This is a genomic window from Veillonella sp. 3891 (assembly GCF_003992315.1).
Lineage (GTDB): Bacteria > Bacillota > Negativicutes > Veillonellales > Veillonellaceae > F0422.
The window spans coordinates 62373-81325 of record NZ_RQVE01000007.1 but is presented as its reverse complement, the minus strand read 5'-3'; the positions used below and the strand labels follow the sequence as shown (position 1 = coordinate 81325).

At 38.2% G+C, this 18953-nt stretch carries 25 protein-coding genes; 1 reads left to right on the top strand and 24 read right to left on the bottom strand.

Annotated elements, in window-relative coordinates:
- Positions 1-14 precede the first annotated feature (14 nt).
- Genes EO118_RS05280 through EO118_RS05265 form a run of 6 tightly spaced genes read right to left on the bottom strand, consistent with a single transcriptional unit; the run spans position 15 to position 2583 of the window.
- On the bottom strand, positions 15-1109 hold the full coding sequence (locus EO118_RS05280; RefSeq protein WP_127068974.1) for a hypothetical protein: 1095 nt from the start codon (positions 1107-1109) through the stop codon (positions 15-17).
- A gap of 10 nt (positions 1110-1119) precedes the next feature.
- Positions 1120-1557 (bottom strand): hypothetical protein, encoded by a 438-nt coding sequence (locus tag EO118_RS05275; RefSeq protein ID WP_127068973.1) that lies wholly within the window; start codon positions 1555-1557, stop codon positions 1120-1122.
- A 1-nt stretch (position 1558) separates the two neighbouring features.
- Positions 1559-1714, bottom strand: a complete 156-nt coding sequence (locus EO118_RS08630) for a hypothetical protein (protein WP_164723817.1) — start codon at positions 1712-1714, stop codon at positions 1559-1561.
- On the bottom strand, positions 1695-2045 hold the full coding sequence (locus EO118_RS05270; protein ID WP_127068972.1) for a hypothetical protein: 351 nt from the start codon (positions 2043-2045) through the stop codon (positions 1695-1697). The genes EO118_RS08630 and EO118_RS05270 overlap by 20 nt, the downstream gene beginning before the upstream one ends.
- Positions 2026-2172 carry a hypothetical protein gene (locus EO118_RS08625; protein WP_164723816.1) on the bottom strand — a complete coding sequence of 49 codons (147 nt, stop codon included), beginning with the start codon at positions 2170-2172 and terminating at the stop codon, positions 2026-2028. Before EO118_RS08625 ends, EO118_RS05270 begins: the two co-directional genes overlap by 20 nt.
- Positions 2173-2184: 12 nt before the next feature.
- Positions 2185-2583, bottom strand: a complete 399-nt coding sequence (locus EO118_RS05265; protein WP_127068971.1) for a hypothetical protein — start codon at positions 2581-2583, stop codon at positions 2185-2187.
- Positions 2584-2957: 374 nt separating this feature from the next.
- On the opposite strand from EO118_RS05265, the gene EO118_RS05260 reads away from it, so the two are divergent.
- Complete coding sequence (locus tag EO118_RS05260) at positions 2958-3884, top strand: site-specific integrase (RefSeq protein WP_164723815.1); 927 nt, start codon at positions 2958-2960, stop codon at positions 3882-3884.
- A gap of 487 nt (positions 3885-4371) precedes the next feature.
- On the opposite strand, the gene EO118_RS05255 is transcribed toward EO118_RS05260, so the two are convergent.
- The 18 genes from EO118_RS05255 to EO118_RS05170 all read right to left on the bottom strand — a co-directional run bounded on the left by EO118_RS05255 (position 4372) and on the right by EO118_RS05170 (position 18951).
- A complete protein-coding gene (locus EO118_RS05255) occupies positions 4372-5634 on the bottom strand; it encodes a pyocin knob domain-containing protein (protein ID WP_127068969.1) in 1263 nt (420 codons plus the stop codon).
- Positions 5635-5644: 10 nt separating this feature from the next.
- Positions 5645-6265, bottom strand: coding sequence for a putative phage tail protein (locus tag EO118_RS05250; RefSeq protein ID WP_127068968.1), 621 nt, complete (start codon positions 6263-6265; stop codon positions 5645-5647).
- The gene (locus EO118_RS05245; RefSeq protein WP_127068967.1) at positions 6258-7313 is read right to left on the bottom strand and encodes a baseplate J/gp47 family protein; all 1056 of its coding nucleotides are present in this window, start codon (positions 7311-7313) and stop codon (positions 6258-6260) included. Before EO118_RS05245 ends, EO118_RS05250 begins: the two co-directional genes overlap by 8 nt.
- Positions 7313-7750: a DUF2634 domain-containing protein gene (locus EO118_RS05240; RefSeq protein WP_127068966.1), complete on the bottom strand. Its 438-nt coding sequence runs from the start codon at positions 7748-7750 to the stop codon at positions 7313-7315. Before EO118_RS05240 ends, EO118_RS05245 begins: the two co-directional genes overlap by 1 nt.
- Complete coding sequence (locus EO118_RS05235; protein ID WP_127068965.1) at positions 7737-8174, bottom strand: DUF2577 family protein; 438 nt, start codon at positions 8172-8174, stop codon at positions 7737-7739. Before EO118_RS05235 ends, EO118_RS05240 begins: the two co-directional genes overlap by 14 nt.
- The gene (locus EO118_RS05230) at positions 8155-9150 is read right to left on the bottom strand and encodes a hypothetical protein (protein ID WP_127068964.1); all 996 of its coding nucleotides are present in this window, start codon (positions 9148-9150) and stop codon (positions 8155-8157) included. Before EO118_RS05230 ends, EO118_RS05235 begins: the two co-directional genes overlap by 20 nt.
- Positions 9147-9866, bottom strand: coding sequence for a phage baseplate protein (locus EO118_RS05225; RefSeq protein WP_127068963.1), 720 nt, complete (start codon positions 9864-9866; stop codon positions 9147-9149). Before EO118_RS05225 ends, EO118_RS05230 begins: the two co-directional genes overlap by 4 nt.
- Positions 9866-12268 (bottom strand): phage tail tape measure protein, encoded by a 2403-nt coding sequence (locus EO118_RS05220; RefSeq protein WP_127068962.1) that lies wholly within the window; start codon positions 12266-12268, stop codon positions 9866-9868. Before EO118_RS05220 ends, EO118_RS05225 begins: the two co-directional genes overlap by 1 nt.
- A 153-nt stretch (positions 12269-12421) precedes the next feature.
- A complete protein-coding gene (locus EO118_RS05215; protein WP_126939790.1) occupies positions 12422-12841 on the bottom strand; it encodes a hypothetical protein in 420 nt (139 codons plus the stop codon).
- 4 nt (positions 12842-12845) lie between these two features.
- Positions 12846-13283 carry a phage tail tube protein gene (locus EO118_RS05210; protein ID WP_127068961.1) on the bottom strand — a complete coding sequence of 146 codons (438 nt, stop codon included), beginning with the start codon at positions 13281-13283 and terminating at the stop codon, positions 12846-12848.
- Between the two features lie 12 nt (positions 13284-13295).
- A complete protein-coding gene (locus tag EO118_RS05205) occupies positions 13296-14438 on the bottom strand; it encodes a phage tail sheath subtilisin-like domain-containing protein (RefSeq protein ID WP_127068960.1) in 1143 nt (380 codons plus the stop codon).
- Positions 14426-14911 carry a DUF6838 family protein gene (locus tag EO118_RS05200; protein ID WP_127068959.1) on the bottom strand — a complete coding sequence of 162 codons (486 nt, stop codon included), beginning with the start codon at positions 14909-14911 and terminating at the stop codon, positions 14426-14428. The genes EO118_RS05205 and EO118_RS05200 overlap by 13 nt, the downstream gene beginning before the upstream one ends.
- Positions 14911-15303 (bottom strand): HK97 gp10 family phage protein, encoded by a 393-nt coding sequence (locus EO118_RS05195; protein WP_127068958.1) that lies wholly within the window; start codon positions 15301-15303, stop codon positions 14911-14913. Before EO118_RS05195 ends, EO118_RS05200 begins: the two co-directional genes overlap by 1 nt.
- Positions 15300-15647 (bottom strand): phage head closure protein, encoded by a 348-nt coding sequence (locus EO118_RS05190; RefSeq protein WP_127068957.1) that lies wholly within the window; start codon positions 15645-15647, stop codon positions 15300-15302. Before EO118_RS05190 ends, EO118_RS05195 begins: the two co-directional genes overlap by 4 nt.
- Positions 15640-15981: a head-tail connector protein gene (locus EO118_RS05185; RefSeq protein ID WP_127068956.1), complete on the bottom strand. Its 342-nt coding sequence runs from the start codon at positions 15979-15981 to the stop codon at positions 15640-15642. Before EO118_RS05185 ends, EO118_RS05190 begins: the two co-directional genes overlap by 8 nt.
- An 8-nt stretch (positions 15982-15989) precedes the next feature.
- Positions 15990-17141 carry a phage major capsid protein gene (locus EO118_RS05180; RefSeq protein WP_127068955.1) on the bottom strand — a complete coding sequence of 384 codons (1152 nt, stop codon included), beginning with the start codon at positions 17139-17141 and terminating at the stop codon, positions 15990-15992.
- A gap of 12 nt (positions 17142-17153) precedes the next feature.
- Entirely contained in the window at positions 17154-17744 is a 591-nt protein-coding gene (locus EO118_RS05175) for an HK97 family phage prohead protease (protein ID WP_164723814.1), read from the bottom strand.
- Entirely contained in the window at positions 17659-18951 is a 1293-nt protein-coding gene (locus tag EO118_RS05170) for a phage portal protein (protein WP_164723813.1), read from the bottom strand. The genes EO118_RS05175 and EO118_RS05170 overlap by 86 nt, the downstream gene beginning before the upstream one ends.
- Positions 18952-18953: the final 2 nt, after the last annotated feature.

The following is an 18953-nucleotide window of genomic DNA, read 5'->3' as shown; positions in this document are numbered from 1 at the left end:
GGGCTGTTGTTTTACTACAGTGTTTCTAACGGATTCGACTTGAGCCAATCTTCTAGACTGTCACGTGTAATTCCCGTGTATCGTTTTAAATTCCTATCTTCTGAACTAAATTTAGAAATAAACGAATTTGCATTCACTTTTCCACCTAGTTTATTGTTGGATACAATCCCAACTCGACCATTCACATTTAAGAAAAGACCTGTTTCCGTCTTTGAATACACCGAGATGTATTTCGGATTGTTTTTGAAGAAATAAAGGTCTCCATATCCACTTTTCTCTTTGAATCCAACTTTAGGTTCTAAGAATACGTTACCTTTGTGGAATTTTAATATTTTGATTTGTCCATTGATTTCAATTCTTTCTTTTAAAAAATTGATGTCTGTAGAATTGTAATCTTTGGTAGGGAATTGGGTTTTAAATTGCTTTTCAATAGCCGTAACATACATACCATGGTTTGATAGGTCGTAAATATCATAATCGTTGTTATCTATGATTTTAGTAATTGTCACGCTACCATTTGTTTCTTCTTTCATTTCCACAGTGACATTATCGTGTTTTTCTAACTCTTTTAAATACACCGTACAAAACTCTATCTCCACTACATCCTCATTCTTAAATACGTAGTATTTGCAGTCAGTAGGGTTAATGACAGTAAACTCTTTATTGGTGATGGTCTCTATTGTTTCCCCGTCTTTCGTACACACAACTTTCAACTTGTAGCCATCTGTAATAGCTTTATCATCTAATTTAATTGTCAAGTGTATTTGACCGTCTTTTAATAATGTGAATACTCTACCCTTAAATTCAGTGGTAGGGTTAAGCACTCTCACATTTTTAGAAATAAAATCAACAAATAATTGGAAGTTCGATTCATTGATTTCTTTAAATGGAATCGTTTGCTTATCTCCGATGGCTCTCACAATTGCTTTTGACAATAAAGAGTTTTTAAACTCCTCATCTATCTCCGATTTTCTAACCGCACTTGCAATGCCGTCTAGCAATTCTAATGCCTTGCTAACATCTTCTTTGCTTGCTGTTTGTTCCCGTAAAGCCTTAATGTCCGTGCCGATTGTTGTTGCCAGCTGTTTTATCTCTTCGATAATTCCCATATGCCACCTCTTAACCGTTTACTGCTGTGTTGTACACTGATACAAAATCGCTATCCGTCAATCCTAATGCACCTAATACGTTGGATTGCTCTTGTTCCGTCAAAGATTGTTGTTCATCAACACGTAATCGTTTGTTGATACTTTCCGCCATAGCACTAGCACCAGTTTTGTCTTGATCAATGTAATCAGCAATCTCTTTCAATGTATCAAACGTAGCAGGAGCACCGTCTACTACTTTTGCAATCTCTGCATTAATCGTAGGTGTTACTAATGTAGGTAACTCACTTTTCAACACGTTGATTTGCTCTGTTACCTTATTTGTAACTACGGTTTCATCTACAGTGCCACTTCCTGCACTACCCTCTAATGCTAATACACGGCCTTTTAATGCTTTAATATCTTTACCAATCTCTTTAATTACTAATGTAATGCGTTCTACTAATTTCATCTTAATTACCTCTTTCTAAAATATACATAGCTAGGAAGTCCCTATCTTCACCAATAGGTCGGAAAGGTTGCTCACTCACTTCAGTGTGCTCGCAAACTTGCACTTCCTTAATCCGAACGATGTCTTCAAGTTCATCATCATACACCCGTATTGCCACGGTCTCGCCCCCTATCTGATACACTAGCTTTTACTAAAATGTATCCTTTTAAAAGTTTGGATTTAGGCTTATCAGCCGTGTAAGAGAATACATCATATACATACCGACCTGGTGAAATATCACCATCTAATGTCAGTTTGAACGTGCTTGTTACAGCTTCATCTGTGTTCTCGATTTTAACAACATCGAACTTCGCCACAATTTCCTCATCGACTGCGTTTGATCGTACAACTGCGAATAGGTCATTAGCAGCAATCTCCTTGTTGTATTCGAGCACAATAGACTTTGAAACTCCTTGCTCCATCACGAAATCATGCCGTTGTATTTTCATCTTTCTTTTCCTCTTTTTCAGCTTCGGCTAAGGCGTCAAGCAATACGTTTTGCACACAATCCTCTACAGGACAACGGCCGTTTTCTAATAGCACCGAACCGCACCATTCGCAATATTGTTCCTTCATTGTCACTACCTCCTACTTCAACTCACGAATTTTCTTAATAAGGTCAACATCAATTTGCTTGAACTGGGTCTTAATATCGTCAGTAGGTAAGCCTTTCATTTGCTTTGTTAAAAAGACTTCTTTCAGCTTTTCCCGTTCAGCCTCAGCTTCTTTCTTTAAGGCTTCGATTTTGTCTTTCTTAGTAGTCTCGATAACTTCGGGAACGTAGTCAATGAACTTTCCATCGATGTAGCATTTGTAGTCAATAAACTGACTTTGCATATCGTCACCGCCAGTGACGTACGTATGATTAGGGTAGTCACGCTTTGCCACCTCAAGGCATGCTTCTTCCGTCTCACCATGGACCCCAATTAATAGGGACGTGATTCTCGTTCCCTTATCGTCTAAAATAAATACATATCGATTTTCCATATTTGTTCTCCTTTCTAAGGCAAAAATTTCATAAAAAAAGCACCCTTGAGGTGCCTAGTATGTTATAATTGTTCTAAGAACTCGATGTGAGTTAGGTTCATCACCGAAAGGTGGTGATACTATGCGTAATTATGAAAAGATTCAACTAATCATTTCCATTCTTACTTTAGTAGTTGCCGTATTACAGTTGCTTAAATAGTTTCTGATAATACAACGACCCTAGCGCTTACACGTTAGGGTCATCATAAACTATCCAATTTTAAGATGAACCTAACGCCTGCACACATCGGGTTCTTCTTGTTTGTAACCTTATTATATCACATTCTCCGCTCTCGTCAAATGATGAGAGCTTTTTTATTATGTGGAGGTATACAATGAAACTCATACAAAAAGTAAAAGGTGCATGCAAGCGCCCTTATGTTGTTTATTCTGTAGTTGGCTATTATGCCACCTACGATGAAGCGGTGGATGCACTCCAGCAAATTCGCCAGTCCCCAACCCTTACTAATGTCTATGAAATGTGGCTACCGTCACATGCTAAGAGTGTTAGCACTAACACCCTAAATAACTACGGTTCAGCCTTTGCGCACCTTATTAGCATTCATAATGTAACAATGAATGACATCACCTATTTGCAATTGCAGTCAATCATTGACCTTATGCTTAGTGCTGGACTCTCTTACAGTTCTTGCAAGAAGGTCCGTACCTTAATTAGTCAATTATTTGACTATGCAATAATCAATGGGTGGTGTACCACTAATTATGCCAAGTTCCTAAACCTTGGCCACAATAAGCCCGTTCGCCCCCATAAGCCATTCACTACGCAAGCTATCAACCGTTTATGGCGACTAGAATCACCACTGCATGACATTCCTCTAATTCTTTTATACACAGGCATGAGAGCCTCTGAACTCCTTAACCTCAAAGCTCGTGATATCAATCGTAAGCAATGCACGATTAAAATCACATCATCCAAGACGAAATCAGGCATCCGAACTATTCCAGTACACGATTGTATATGGCCCATTATTGAACGAAGACTTGATTCGGTCTACGTTATCCAAGAATGTCGTACCTACTCATCACTTAGCCGTGAGTTCAATAAGGCAATGAAAGCCATTAATGCCAATCACACCACCCACGATTGTCGCCATACCTTCGCTACACGGTTGGATAACGAGGGCGCCAACTACAATGCCAAGCGATTACTACTTGGCCACGCCAGTGGCAATGTTACCGATGGAGTTTATACACATAAGTCCCTGTGTCAATTGCGTAAGGCAATTCGCCTACTTAAATGACCAAGGGGGAATGCAATCATCTACTTTCGCTGATAATCAAGCGGGTAAAGAATATAAATTTCAACTTCCAATCGCTTATAAGTCTAAATGCTTAGCAGCGATTGGAGTTGTAGAGACTAATTTAGATAGTGGTTATACATACATCAATATTAATCATTCTCCTAGTAAGTCCTCAAACAGCCAACTCACCTTTCACTGTTACACAGATTGGGAGTGGAGTTACAAAGGGTTTAGATTAGGTATTATTTCCATCGGACATTAGCCAAGGGGGAAAATTCATTCCTGAAACTGCAAATATTACGTATTCCATTAGATTTACTAAAGTATTAGCCGTGATTCCAATCTTGTTAGATGAGCCTACAGCGTGGTATGAAATGACTGTTCGAGGGAAATCAATAACAACAAGTGGGTTTAAATTAATTAGTGGTAGTGTGAGTACTAACTACCCTAAATCTCGCAATAATGGTTGCTGGATTGCGATAGGAATTTAACTTCCATAAGCTAGCCATGTAGTTAGATAATTTCTATTGTCGTGGGAATACATGGTGAAATTTGTTAATGTGGCATTTTTGTAACTTGGAGCATTAACGCCCCACCCTTTTGTTAATTGTATGCCTAAAATTTTATGAGAGAATGCAATAGGAAATGTTACTAAATCCTCGTTTCTTTCTTGGCGTTTTCCCCCTTGGATAATTAGGCCGCCGAACGAGGACCCTAAGCATATGTACCAAGCATTTTCGTTACTAAAATCGTAACGAACTCCTTGGGATTTTAAGATACTCGTTACATCAATATTCACATCACCAATAAGCGCCTTAACTACAGCCAATGTAGGCGCTAACAAGGTGTTAGAGTCGGACTTGTTGTTAGTGATTAACTTAACAAGTTCCGTTGCATCGCCTTTAGTCACATTAATGCCCTCGTTATGTTTGGCAATACCTGTAATCGTATTGTCCCAATCTCCAAAGTATTGCCATGCACCCCAAGCAACATAGAACGTACGGCTGGCTTGTTTTATTGCTTTTCCTTGTCCGTGAGAATAAAACGTTTGCGTGATGACGTTTCCATCGGTTTTAGTCACATGAATTTGCCCGTATGGGTAGATTTTACTAGAACTTGGTGCATTCGCCCACCCTAGCACTCCTGCGTTGCATTCATAAATGCCTGGCTTAGTAAGGTCATTCCAATTACGGATGTTGCTTGGGATAGTTGCACCGCCTGCATATTTCTCCAATCCATGAGCCGTTATATCTGCTTTATGCGTATTAATTAATGCCTCAACATCCGCTCGTGAAACAGATACTCCTAAATCAATTTGAGCTGCCACATTTGTAGAATCTCCCACTGCTAATGCAATTTGTAATGATTGCATTGGAATTGGACTGTTTTTATCTGGGATATACGATGTTAAGCCACTTGCATTAGAATATGCGATTAGCTTTTCTTCACCGCTTTGTCCATTTTTCGCATAAATACCTACTTCTCTCCAGTAGAATCCAGTATTTACTCTTTGATTGTCAAACTCAAACTTGAAAACTCTTGTTCCATTTTCTCCATTCGACATATTTGTAAGGCTAACATCTAACTTAGCGCTTACAACGCTTGTTAATTGTTCAATTGAATTCGTTAAGTTGCCATCTCCTAGTATAGCCTTTGTCACAATCAATTGGTCACTTTCTCTACCGCTAGTAGATCGTATAATCATTTGGTTGCCCTGCTGTGTTAGTCGCAACCCTGGAAACTGCGCCATGATTACCTCCTTAAATAATTGTATTTTCAGTGATTGCTACTGCATTCACCGTTTTTATTTCTAACGAGATCACTTCATTTCTAAGTGATGAGTCAAATCCAATATAGGTGCTTTCTGAAATGCATGGAAATATGCCTATTTGAATATCATGATTCACGCTCGTTGCTTCAATTGTTCTATATCCAATATGTGCAGGTTTATATGTATCAATTGATTCTCTCATCCTAGCTAAGTCAAAGCACATCCCTTTATTAAATTCGAGGTCTATCCCATATTGTTCATTGAATAGAGATATTTTTGCTGAATCATCTGATATGTATTGATTAGCGATGTATTCAAGAAATTCTTTTGTACTAGTAGAATTGTGATTCAATCGTTCTATAATTCTTGCCCTTCGTACATCAATGCCATCTGCAGATGTATCTATTCCTACGAATGTATCCCACAATTTAATTCCATCTGTCGCATTCTGTATATTTAGTTGACTTAACAATTCCAACAACTGTACTCTAATGCGTTCATGCTCTCGACTATCCGCATCATTGGTCATTTTGAACAATTCATCTTTTGTAATAAAAAATGGTAGATACTCAAGTATATCTACCGTTCTCCAACGAATAAAATTATCCATTGATTGTCACCTCACTAACCCGTGGGAGTTGATCGTCTGTGATGTTTATGTTTGTTGTTCCTCCATTCACTCGTAAATCAGAGTAATCAATAATTCCTGTTTCTGCATTTGCTAATAATGCCTTGCCAATATTTGCATATGAAATATAGTTCATACTGAAAGTTTGTCTTTTAAACTCATCATTGAGTATGCGTTTAACCGCTTCATGATTAGCCGTTCCTTTTGTTACTCTAAATGAAATAGTTACATTCATAATTGTTGGTGTAGTCACCGTAACCGTGGCCCCAATTGGCGCTTCTTTTGCAATAACCGCTTTTACTCGATCCAATAACGATGTATTAGCAGATTCGTTATTCACATCCACTAATAGCACTTTCACCGTACCCGCACCATTCCATAATGGCAATACTTTTACTTGCCCTACACCGTTTACGGATTGTGCCCACTGCATATAATGATACACATTGCCGCTAGTGGCTGGCTGACGTACTTTGAATAGTAATCTTTGCAATAAATCCTTATCGCTTTCTTCATCGAATCCATCATAGCTTGCTTGTTCATTAATTACTGCTTTTAATCCATCTACGGGTGTAACAATTTCTGTAATTGTATTGGCGTTCACATTGCTATCTTTCCCAATGTCTTCAGATTCTGCTTTCACCATTACATCGCCTGTATTCCCAATGGTTACCGCTTCAATAGTTTTAAATAATTTGCCTTCTGCGGTGGCTACTCTTACACCAATAGGTACTATCGTTCCTTCAATGCCTGTTAGTTTTAGCACTGTTTTTGACTTAGTAGCTATCTTCCGAATAACCCCATGTGCTTCTGCATGCATGGTTAGATACTTCCCCCATGATGTCTGTGGAAATGCCGCATCTAGTATTAATTGCATTTCAGCATAGCTTTTTTCAAACTCTACAGCGTTAGCACTCAATGTATCAAATACGAATGTTCCCTCATGTATTGACATTCCATTTGTATCAATTGATTTAAAATCTTGAAGCAATCGTTTTAATACATCTTGTCTAGTTTGAACTTCAAACATTATACCTCCACTCCAATCGTTGTATGCCCATATACCGTTTGTAAGGAAATATGTAACACTACTTTCTTATGTTCTTGCGTAAAATCTACTTCTTCTACTTCAATAATATATGGATTTACCAATAATGCTTCCTTCACGTATTCAAATAAGTCAAAGTGGCTGATAGAATCATTCGTAACCTTACCTATGAATCGTTCTAATTCAATTCCATAGTCATCAAAGTACGCCCTAAATCGATAGCGCTCTACACGGAGTACTTTCCACACCCATATTTGAATGGCTTTGTTACCAGTCACAATTTTTGGCTGTTTATCTTTCCCGTAGATGAAATTATCTCTAGTGAAATCCCAAGCATATTCCGTGCATAACGGTAAGTTTCGTTGAATGTCTGACGTAGCAATTGTGCCACCTTTAATAAATGGATTAGCCATTGCCATCTAACCTCCTGCACTTACCATAAACAAAATATTGTTCCGCCGTAGAGTTATCATCCCCTACGATGGGAATTAGCATAACCTTGTCACCAACATGCCAGGTGTCTGTCATAATCCGTGTTTTGGTGTAATCATTATGGATATCATGAGTATGGCTTTGGTATTCAGCAGCACCCGTGCCCCCTGCACGTGGTTGTGTTTCACTTATGATATGCCCTTTAGATTCTCTATAATGTCCTTGTAGCCAATATTCATCGACCCATAAGAATGCCTTGTTTAACTCCATCCCATTATATGCTACGACTAGATTAGGTGGTGGTGATACAACTGTTCCTATTCCTGGCATTGCTTGCCTTCCAGCTGTACCACCAATATTGTGCATCAAGTCAATTACCCCTAAATAAGGATCATTGTTTTTGCTTGCCATTTGTATCTCCACCCCCTTGTTCTTCTATATATTCCAATGTTAAATCCATAGTGTGTATATTTCCTTGAAATCTATGTGTGTCGCTTTTAATGTAGAACTTTCCTCGTAGCTGTTCTTCTTCTACCATAATGGAATATCCTGAAATGCACTGAATATTCCCTAGTGCTGATATGCTAGAATCATTTTTTACGCCCTTTGGTTTTGTCTTGGCCATAGAAACATTACTAACTGTTTTCCCTTTTGGTTTTGGTTGTTGCTTATATATGTCCTGGAAAATTCCGTATCTTTTAATGGATTCCGCATCACTTTCTGTGGATATTACATTTCCAGATTCATTAACGGTTTTTACACGATTCACAATATCTTCAATTGATTCTGAATGTGATGAGTTTATTACGTTGTAAGAATCGCTGGCAATAAATCCATCTATCAATGTTCCTTTTTCTACTAAATGTATGCCATCTAGTAAGTGCACAGCCATAAAATCTTTCTTTGTATCTGCCTTGATATTGTCATATAACATTTTCATGACTTCGGTACAGCTTTTGCCATCTGCCACAAAATTTACGACTGTCCCTATGTTAGGTAATGCTGTAAATGGAATTTCTACTTCTGCAGATAGTCGTCTGAATGCATCGACTGCCTTTACCTGGTTAAATACTAAATACACCTTTGACTTTGCTAAGTAGATCATTGGGTCGTATGCAGTGATAGCCATTGTGAATGCATTTGTATCTCGTTTTCTAAAGAATATTCTACCTTCAAATATTTTATGATCACCCACTGTGATTGCAATCTTATCGCCAAGATGTATTTGATGATTGTAGAAACTCAAGTCTTTAGGATTATATGCATAAGTCAATTCAACTTTTCGTGCCGCTTCCTCTTGACTTCCCGACCAGGTGAAAGACTCTACTAAATGGGTCATATCATGCGTGTGGCCATCATATGTAATGTGCTCAATTAAGGTGTTCATAATGGTATTACCTTTCCTTTAATTGTTGCGCTTCTTTTACTAACTTTTATGGCGGCATTGATTGGATTTACTCCACTTTTTACCATAGCTTTATAGGCTTTAATAGCCTTCTGCCCTTGTTCTGCAATTGGCATCACTTTTGATACCATTTTATTTGCTGTATCAAGTAGGTGATTTCCTTCATAAGCAACCACGTCTTTTTCTTCTGGCGCTTCTGCGATGCGACTGTACAAGCCTGTTGTGTCATTCTTTACTTCGGATGTAGGCCTTACATATCTGTATTCTTTCAAGGAAATACTATAGTACACATCACTTGTTCCATCATGTTCATCATAATTAAATGATTCTATTGTGCACGGCATTGAAATAGCCGTGTTAGAGATAACTATCTTACACGGCCTTTTCATAGTTGCAAATCGTTTAATTTTCCTCACTAAATTGTAAGGCATTGTATCATTTGTTTCTGACCATTCATATTTTTGTGCAGGAAAAAAACCATCAAATGAAATAACCTCAAGGCCTCTATTACCTATCATATTGATTTCACCAATGGCATTGATTTCTATTGTGCTATTCTTGTATGTAATGCCTGCTTTAAATGACTCTGGGGTCACTGGCATGACTACCTTTTCTCCTGCACATGATAGAGTGAATGTACAACCTTGTGGGAGTTCTTTACCACCAAAAAAGGATAGGACTGTATCAAAAAATGACATTATACGGCTCCTTCCATTTTGTTAATCGACCGAATCGACATTTCATAATGAATATGCTCCATAATTTCTTTGGCCAATTCTTCTACACTTTTACCATCATTACGTACATTTAGATTTTGGATGGTGAGTTGTAATCCACCTCCACCGTTTCCACTTCGTTTCCCTTGATCGTAAGCACTGCGTAATGATTGCTCGTGTGGAATCACTTGAGAACCACTAGGTAAATTGATAATCTCGGCTCCACGGTCATGTACCATAGCAGGACCGCCGCCCCAATTATCTGTACCACTGTAAAGTAGCGGAATATTCAGTGGTCCAAATGATTTTCCACCGATTCCAGGAACCCAATCTGGTGTTGTGAATGAAATGCCGTTGATAGATGAAATTAAACTATTGATAGAAGCTCTAATTCCTTCAATCACTCCATCTAAAATACCTTTGATTCCTGTAATAATTCCTGAAAATACTCCTACAACTCCGCTCCATGCTAATGCCCAATTACCAGTAAATACTCCTGTAATAAAGTCGATGATTCCACTCAATATTTGTGAAATCCCGTCTATAATGCCTGTAATGGCAACCACTAACCCTGTAAGTATACCTTCAATCGCTGATACGGCAATAGTAAAGCCTATTACTAAGTGGCCAATGGCAACGGCTAATGGTCCGCCTATAATTACAGCAGCAATAGCCCCTACTGTGTACATAATGAAATCTAATACAGGTGATAACACTTTTCCAATTCTTTGGAAAGATGCCATAAGTCGGTCTATGCCTTTCCCAAACGTTTCAGCAAGTTTGGTGACGAATGGTTGTAAGTGTGTCCATATTTTAGCGACTACATCTCCAATATATCTAGCTAATCCCATGAATCCTCGACCGAACGATTCTAACACTGGTCTTACTGTATCCCAATTCTTCCAAATTGCTATCCCAATTAATGCAATGGCTCCAACTGCCAATCCTACTGGACCTGTAAATGCCATTGGTAACATTCTGGCAATCCATGGTATTACTCTTCCCGCAACACTGCCTAATAGGTTGTAAGCCTTAGTTATACCATGAATGGATACCTCTAACAATTTGTTTTGAATTGGGGATCCTGCCAATACTTTTCCAATATCTCCATACACTTGCATTAGACTTCCTACACCACTTACTGCGGGTCCTAATATTTTCGTAAGCGCTGTAAACCCTACAACACTTAATCCAATATTTACTATCATATCTTTTACTGTTGGATTTAATCCTTTGAACCAGTTAGCTAATTCTCCCAATGTATTGGCTACGCTCTTAATTTTAGGCTGTAATACCTCTGCAAATGCAATTCCTAATGCTTCTACTTTACTTGCTAGGTCCTTAAATGTTCCTAGCAACGTTTGTTTCATCAAATCCGACTGCCGTTTTGATGAACCACTTGCTGAATCCATCGCTTGTCGCAATTCATTGTAATCTTCCGTACTAGTGTTTAGTACCGCCAATAATGCAGATGTTGATTCTGTACCAGCAATATCACCAGCTAATTTGAACTTTTCTGCCTCTGTTAACCCTTGCATTTTAGATCGCAATTGATCATACACATTGCCTAATCCAATAAACTTGCCACTGCTATCCACTGCACTTACCCCAAGTTTGGCTAATGCTTCACGTGCTTCTTTTGGCGGGTCCACTAAACGGCTTAACATCATTCGTAATGCACGACCACTGGTGCTTGCCTCAATGTTACTATTAGACATAATGGCCATAGATGTTGCGAGTTCTTCTACTTGTACTCCTAGTGCAGCTGCTGGAGCACCTGCATATTGAATAGCAATACCAAAGTCTGCCATTCCAAGTTTCGACTTGTTCGCCGCCATTTGGATTACATCAGCCATACGTTGTGAGTTTTCCGCTACATTTCCAGTCATAAGGCCCCATGTATTTAAGGCGCCTGCTACAACATTTGATGTAGTTTCTAGCGATTCTCCTGAAGCTACAGATGCCTCTACGATAGATGGTAATGTGCCCATAATTTGATTGGCATTCATGCCACTAGCGGCTAATCCGTCCATCGCAACGGCTGCCTCTGTGGCACTAATTGGAAAGTCAGCGCCTAAGCCTTTGGCAACTTCACGCAATTTCACTACTTCTTCTGCGGTAGCACCTGCTTTTGCTCCTGCAGATGTAACTGCGCTATCAAAGCCTGCAAATGCATGAACTGCAGCAGCTCCAGCGCCAACAATAGCCGCACTTACAGGCATTAGCTTATCCCCAATGCCTGTAATACCTTCGCCCACTTTTTGCACACGCCTACCTGCACTATTCGCTGCTACTGCCGTATTCTGCATCCGTGCATTAATACCTGAAAGCACGGATGTAACGCCATCTTGAAGGCGCATGACTAAATCTATGACTTTACTCATTATTCTTCCGTGCCTCCTTGTGTAATCTTATTTCTTCATCAACAAAGGCATGAAGAATTGTCTTTTCTCCATGACCCATTTTAAATACATCCGATGGTTTCATGTGGTGATTGGCAAATAAATAAAATGCCAAATTCATGTCACTATCGGATGTTATCCGTTTTTTACATCTTCAACAACATCCTGCACCGCTTCATCGCTGTAGCCAGATAATTCAAATACTTTTGTTGCTAGTAGTTCGATTTCTCCAGGCTTAAATAATTTTTTGATGCAATCCAATTTGTTTGTAACCCCAAACTTTTGATGTAAATCACGGTCTGCTAAATCTGGTGTTACGATTGTTTTAGATAGTACGATGGATGTGAATTTCCCATTATCAATAACTTGATGTTTTCCCTTACCGCTAGTCGCAAAATTCCGTGCTTCCTCAATTTGTTGGTATGGTAATTCTTTTAATTCTACAATAAATGGTTCGCCCAATAACTTTGTTAATCTTGGCACTTCTACTTCTGTTTTTGTTTCCTTTAAGATAATGCCTGCATCAGCAGATAATAATTTTTCTAATAAACTCATTTTCCTATTCTCCTGTAGCCATATCAATAATGTCAAAGTCTGTGAATGTAAAATCTACAGATTCTTCAACGATACTTCCAACTTTCCAATTTGCTAATGTAGTTGAATCGAATGTCACGTCGTAGATACTAATCGTTTCTACTCCGATTGCATCAGGATCATCCAATTGCGCTACAACATGGCACTTTGTGGCTTTTCCTTTTTTAATGTTTTCCGCACATTTTTTTAATAATAACGAAGATACTTTGTTCATCGTAATATTTCCCGAACCTTCGTACCCTACATATTTATATTGCGTAGACATTGTCTTTGCTTTTTTTACTTCTTCTTTTTTTAATTTTGTTACCGCTTTAAACGCTGTGACTTCTGCAACTAGGTCTCCGTCAATCCATACTTGACCGTGAGAGCCTGTCATCACCTGTTGTGCTTCAAAGTTCTTCATGTTACCCCCTTGTTAAATAGAAATAGGCAATTGAATATCTTCCATTGCATCTAATGGTCTTACTTTTGCTTTTAAGAATACAATTTTCTTCGTATCCAATCGTTTCACTTCATCATCGGACATTTTCACCAATTCTTCTTTAGTATACAAGCCATGGGATAATTGATATGTGCGAACCGCTTCCGTATCAATTTCACATGTGCTGTATCCTTTTTGAAGTAATCGTTCATTTTCTAGTTGCTTAAAGTATCCCATAATTGCAGAAATCAATAAGCATTTGTTTTCATAATCGTTGGTGTATTTGCCAATGTATGAATCTTCTGCTGTCTTCTTAATGTCATCGTACATCATGTCCATGATGTCTACGATTTTCATCGTTTGGAATCCTTCTAACTTGCCTTGGCTCGTAGTCACTAAAGAATTACCGGCACGGCTCATTTTAAATTTCTCACCGTCAAACCAAATAAAGAATTTACCCTCATTGACCATTTGGTTCATTTCGTCTTGTGTGTAACGATCACAATCAATGACTTCATTTAATGGTGCGTAGGTTGCTGATTGTGTCATATTGGTTCCAGCAATTAAACCCGCAATGCGTGCCGTATATTCTGCTGGCTTATACTCTCTGTCAGCTGTAACAACTTTTGTATTAGCAAAATTTACGACCCCTTCAAAGTCTCCAGGATAATTAGGTAACACTACTTTAACCTTTTTAAATTTGTTTTCTCGTGCCGTTTTTACCCATGTTCCTAGGTATTCCAATTGAGCCGTTTCGATTGTAGGAATTGCCAAATAATCGAATCGTTCCGTAAGCATTGCTTTCAATGGGTCTTGGAATTTATCTGCACCACCACCTTGTACAGTTTCCATCATATATACAACAATCTTTAACGGTGGCTTATTGTATCCTTTCAATGCTTTCAAAATGTAATCTTTGTTTTTTTCACTCAATTCAGCAGGAATATCATCTACCGTATATACGATAAATGGATTTTTCAATGCTTCATGTTGCTCTGTTTTCTGCCCTAACTTAGTAATAGATACTTTTGTATCTTCAAGAATTAAGCCAACAATGCCACGTTGTGATCGTTGGATTGCTTCAATCCCCGCTTCTACAAATTTAACTACTACACTAGGCATTCCTAATTTTGCCATTTTCTTCCCTCCTCGGTTTCTACTTCATATCGTACTTGAACGGTATCCATTGATTCTCCATTCTCTGCTTTTTCTTCAAGAACTCCAGTTGTATCCATATAGGTGATTTCAATTGTGAATTGCATGATATCCTCATCTTCACCAATTCTATCTCCGTGAATATCTGTGACATCGAAATGCCTATCCTCTACATGTATTCCTCGTTGGAATAATAGTAAGAATCTGTCAGTCATCTCCATGTAGTGTTCTTCGTTTTTGTTTTCTTCATCAGGAAAGTACGTGCATATGATCGATAGGTTTCTTTTAATATAAAATTTATTCTGTAATTGTGAATGCATGAGCGATTTTATAAAAAAGCACGGCTTTTCAAAGTCTTCTCGTACTTCATCGGAATACACATTATTATCAAATTCATCTTCAATCATAATTGCGACGCTTTTCCACAATTTTACTTGTGATACTCGCTTGGCCATTACAACTTTCCTTTCAATTGTTTAAATAGATTATCAGCAATATTTTCTGTGAAACTGTCTTGCCTTTTATCGACCGTGTTCTTGAAGAAATAGCTCCCTTGCTTGTATCCTAACACCTTGCCCGATGGGTGTCGCATTACATGCCCCCGTTCTACCAGGTGATAGTGCGGTGATGTATTGCGTATGGTTGCTTCTTGAGTGGTATCTGTAGATCCTTTCATGCTGACTTTCCAGCTTTTAGAAATTTTCTTTTTCTTTCCACTCCCAACTGGTGATGCATCTACTAAATCCTTGCGCATGGCATTCGCTTCTTTTCGCAAGGCTTTCTTTGATTCTTCTGGATATTCTTTAATAAAAGAATCCATTTTAGAAATAAACTCTTCAATCTTCATTTATTTTTACCTGCTGTATGAATGCTACACATGAGTTCCAATTTTACATGACCCATATAAGGGTCTACCACTGTATTGATTTTGTATGTTGTATCTTGGTACTTGATCAACATCCCTGCCGTAATTCCTTTGCGATATCGTATTATGATTTTATGGACTTCTTCTAGCTTTTCTTTATACACTTCCATATATTGACGTCCACGTAATGGTTCAATTCTTGCCCATATACGATTAGGGATGGCTTTTACCAAGACTTGCTTAGTAATGCCATCCTTTTTTTCATCTTTATATTGGTATACATCTACTTGCTTATTTAATCGTCCAATTCCATCCATGTTAAGCATGAGTATTCACCTCGTCTGCTTTATTCTTCATATCCTCTATTTCCTTAGCCGTCAAATAGGCTTGTGAAAGTGCAATATGTTGAATGATAGGTGTTAGTGTGTATGGTAAATCATGTACGAAAGTTTTTGTTGAGTTAATATCTCTATTTTCGTACCAGTGAGCCACCATGTATGTGATGGCTCTATCGTACAATGGATCATTCTTATATGGTTTTCCTGTCATTTGCTCGATGTAAATTGTTGCAGCTAAAATTGACTCTTCCAAATATTTGTCATCATCTGTGATGTCCTCATCAATTCGCAAGAACAATTTTAAATCTTCAAGAATAACCATCTAAATACCTAGCCTTTCTTGGCTAATTTAACCAAAGAATGATACTGAACTGGTTTACCGTCGCAAATCATTGTGGATTTACGTACGATATCGTCCGTTTCATTATCTTCATATGTTTTAATACCTACTTGATAGTTTGTATTCAATACATAGTCTTCAAAACGGAACATGAACGCTACGATATCTCCAGCTTGTGCTACATCAAAGTTTTTCAAGTATGGAACCAATAATACAGTACGACCTAAGATAGTGCGTTCTACTTTGCCCCCGATGCCAAAGTTAGTCCGTGCAATTGGTTGACCCGTTGTATCTACCATAGCAGCAATTTCCATGAATGTTTTCTTGGACATTACCCAAATTGCACCTTGCTCGTATTCTTCTGGTAATTCACCTTCCGCTTTTACTAATGTCGCATAATCAAAGGCTTTCACATCGATTTTTACACCTTCAGCAGCTTCTTTTAAAATGCCTGTAGGTTGACCTGTACCAGTACCATTAATGATAGCTGTTTCAATGGATTTTACCATTGCTTTAGCAATGTTCGCTGTCAACATGGATTCAAATGCAGATAATGCCATTACAGATGTTTCCAAAGATACAGATACACGGCACTGCAATTTGAAATGACTGAACGTTACATTACCTACAGGTGCTTGTTTTTGACGATCAGAACCTTGACCCTCGTTCACCCAGGTTGCCACTGGTACTACATTAGATGTAGGAATTGCTAACCCAGATTTAAAGGAGGTATTCGTTACCAATGGTAATACCATACCAACGCTTTCCATCTTTTCAATGATTTTATTCATTGTTGTAGGTGGAATTACGGCACCAATATCTGTTGTTAATGTATTTTGATTAGCACGATATTCTTGTGGAATTGGCGTACCTTTAACAACATAGTGCATGAATGCATTACGATATTCTACAGAATCATAGATATCTACCGCTTCACGTTCTTCTTGTTTTGGTTTTTCAACATCTTTTGTTCCTTGTGGTACTTTTTCCAAAATTTCCATACGGCGGCGAATTTCAGCTTCTTCTTGCTCTAATTCCCCTAATTCTTTTTCCAATGCATCAAGATCCAAATTGCGTTGTTCTGTATCTTCTAATAATGCACGAATTTCTTTTTTACGTTTTAAAATAGCTTCTAATCTCATAGTGCTTCCTTTCTACATCGTTCGTAACTTCAATAATAATCGTTTCCGTTGTTCTTTTTCATGAGCCCAATCATTGGCTTGCTGATTCCTGGATGCAACCATAGTCCCTTCATACGCTGGATTATCTACAATAGATACATCATATACACTATCTACTTTCTCTACGTATCGTGTGTATATTTTATTTTCTCTATCGATTGTTTCTGATTCTTTTGCCACAGTGAATGCAAATGACATCTTTGATAAGTCTCCACGCTTGATAAGTTCATACACATCATTTCCATTCGAGGTATTGGCCATATCAGCTTCTACCTTTAACCCTCTACTATCCGTAGTAAGTCGTAATGTACCACTTTGTGTTCTCGCCATCATCATTCCACCATGATTGTAATTCAATACACAATGGCTAAAGTCTGTATTATCAAAGGCTCCACGTGAAATAACTTCTTTGTAGGTATATCCCGTGTAGTCTGATACATACATAATAGCTTCTTCATCAAATACGGCAGCATATCCCTCAATCGTTCTCGTTTGAGTCTCTTCCGCCTGATTCAGTGGCATTGCTCGAATCTCCATCATTCGGAACTCTTTTTTCTTCTTCATTCCCTTCACCTCCTTTCTCCTCATCTAATTGGTACTGTGTTAAGTCTGAATATTTTGTGAAGTTTAGACTAACAAGCCTGTCATCTCCACCCTCAACTCCTTCATAACCAAAGATTTCACGTATTTCGTTCACTGTAATTGCCCCCGTCGGTAACAACGTTTCACATACCTTGATACGACTGGCAACACTCATGTAGGATAGTCGATTGCTTTCCATGATGATTTCATTGCCATGACCTTTTTCACGGCTCGTAAATAGCTTTTCTGTAAATTCCTGTGTCAGCTTAATGGCAATTGGCTCTAACACTGATTCATAGAATGCAATGTATTCATCTTCTGTATAATTGCCTGTGATGATTTTTTCATTGATGCCAAAATGCTTATATACTGTATCCCTTGCAAAATCCATTTGTCCTTTGTTGAACGTGCTAATGGTGGTTGTCAGCTGTTGAAAGCTCGCCTTATTATCTAATGTGGCAATGCCCGACCCATTCTTACTACTGGCGTAGGTGTCCGTAAACCGCTTCCATGCTTTTTCTTGATCATCTTCACGTAATGTCCCTTCAAAATTTATAATTCCTCGAAGTGCACTGCCATTTTTTACAGAATTGATGATGGATGATTTTACCGCATGGAGCATATCAAGGTCTTCCTTAATTGCTTTGGAATTATCTTCACCAAATAATTGGTGTGTGGAGAAATGTCGCTTGATATGGATTACCGCATCATATCTTACAGTAATATTCTTGCCGTTTAGGAATTGGAATTTTACATACAAATCATCATTACTATCTGTCTTTATCTCTACACTTCCAAAATCAATAGGATACAGCCCTAATACAATGCCATTTACATCGCGTTGAATATAAATGAAAGCATTATTGTAGTTGTAGTACTGCGCTACAACTTTTTCTAAAAACTCTGTAGCCGTCATCATCGGATTTGGTCTTGTAGATAGCAAATAATTTAATGCTGTATTGCCCTCTATCGTTCCATTGGCTGTTTTTCGGACGTGTTTTAACTTCATTTTCCCCAAATGCCGTGCAATGGAGTCTGTGCAGTCTCTAAAGGTTGCATCATCATAAGGAACACCGTGGAATGGTGTAAATACATTCGTATAGCCGTCGAGAAACTCTGCATTCTGTAAGTTTCTAGGCTCATCTGTAAAATATCCAAATATTTTATTGAATAATCCTCTAAAATTCACTA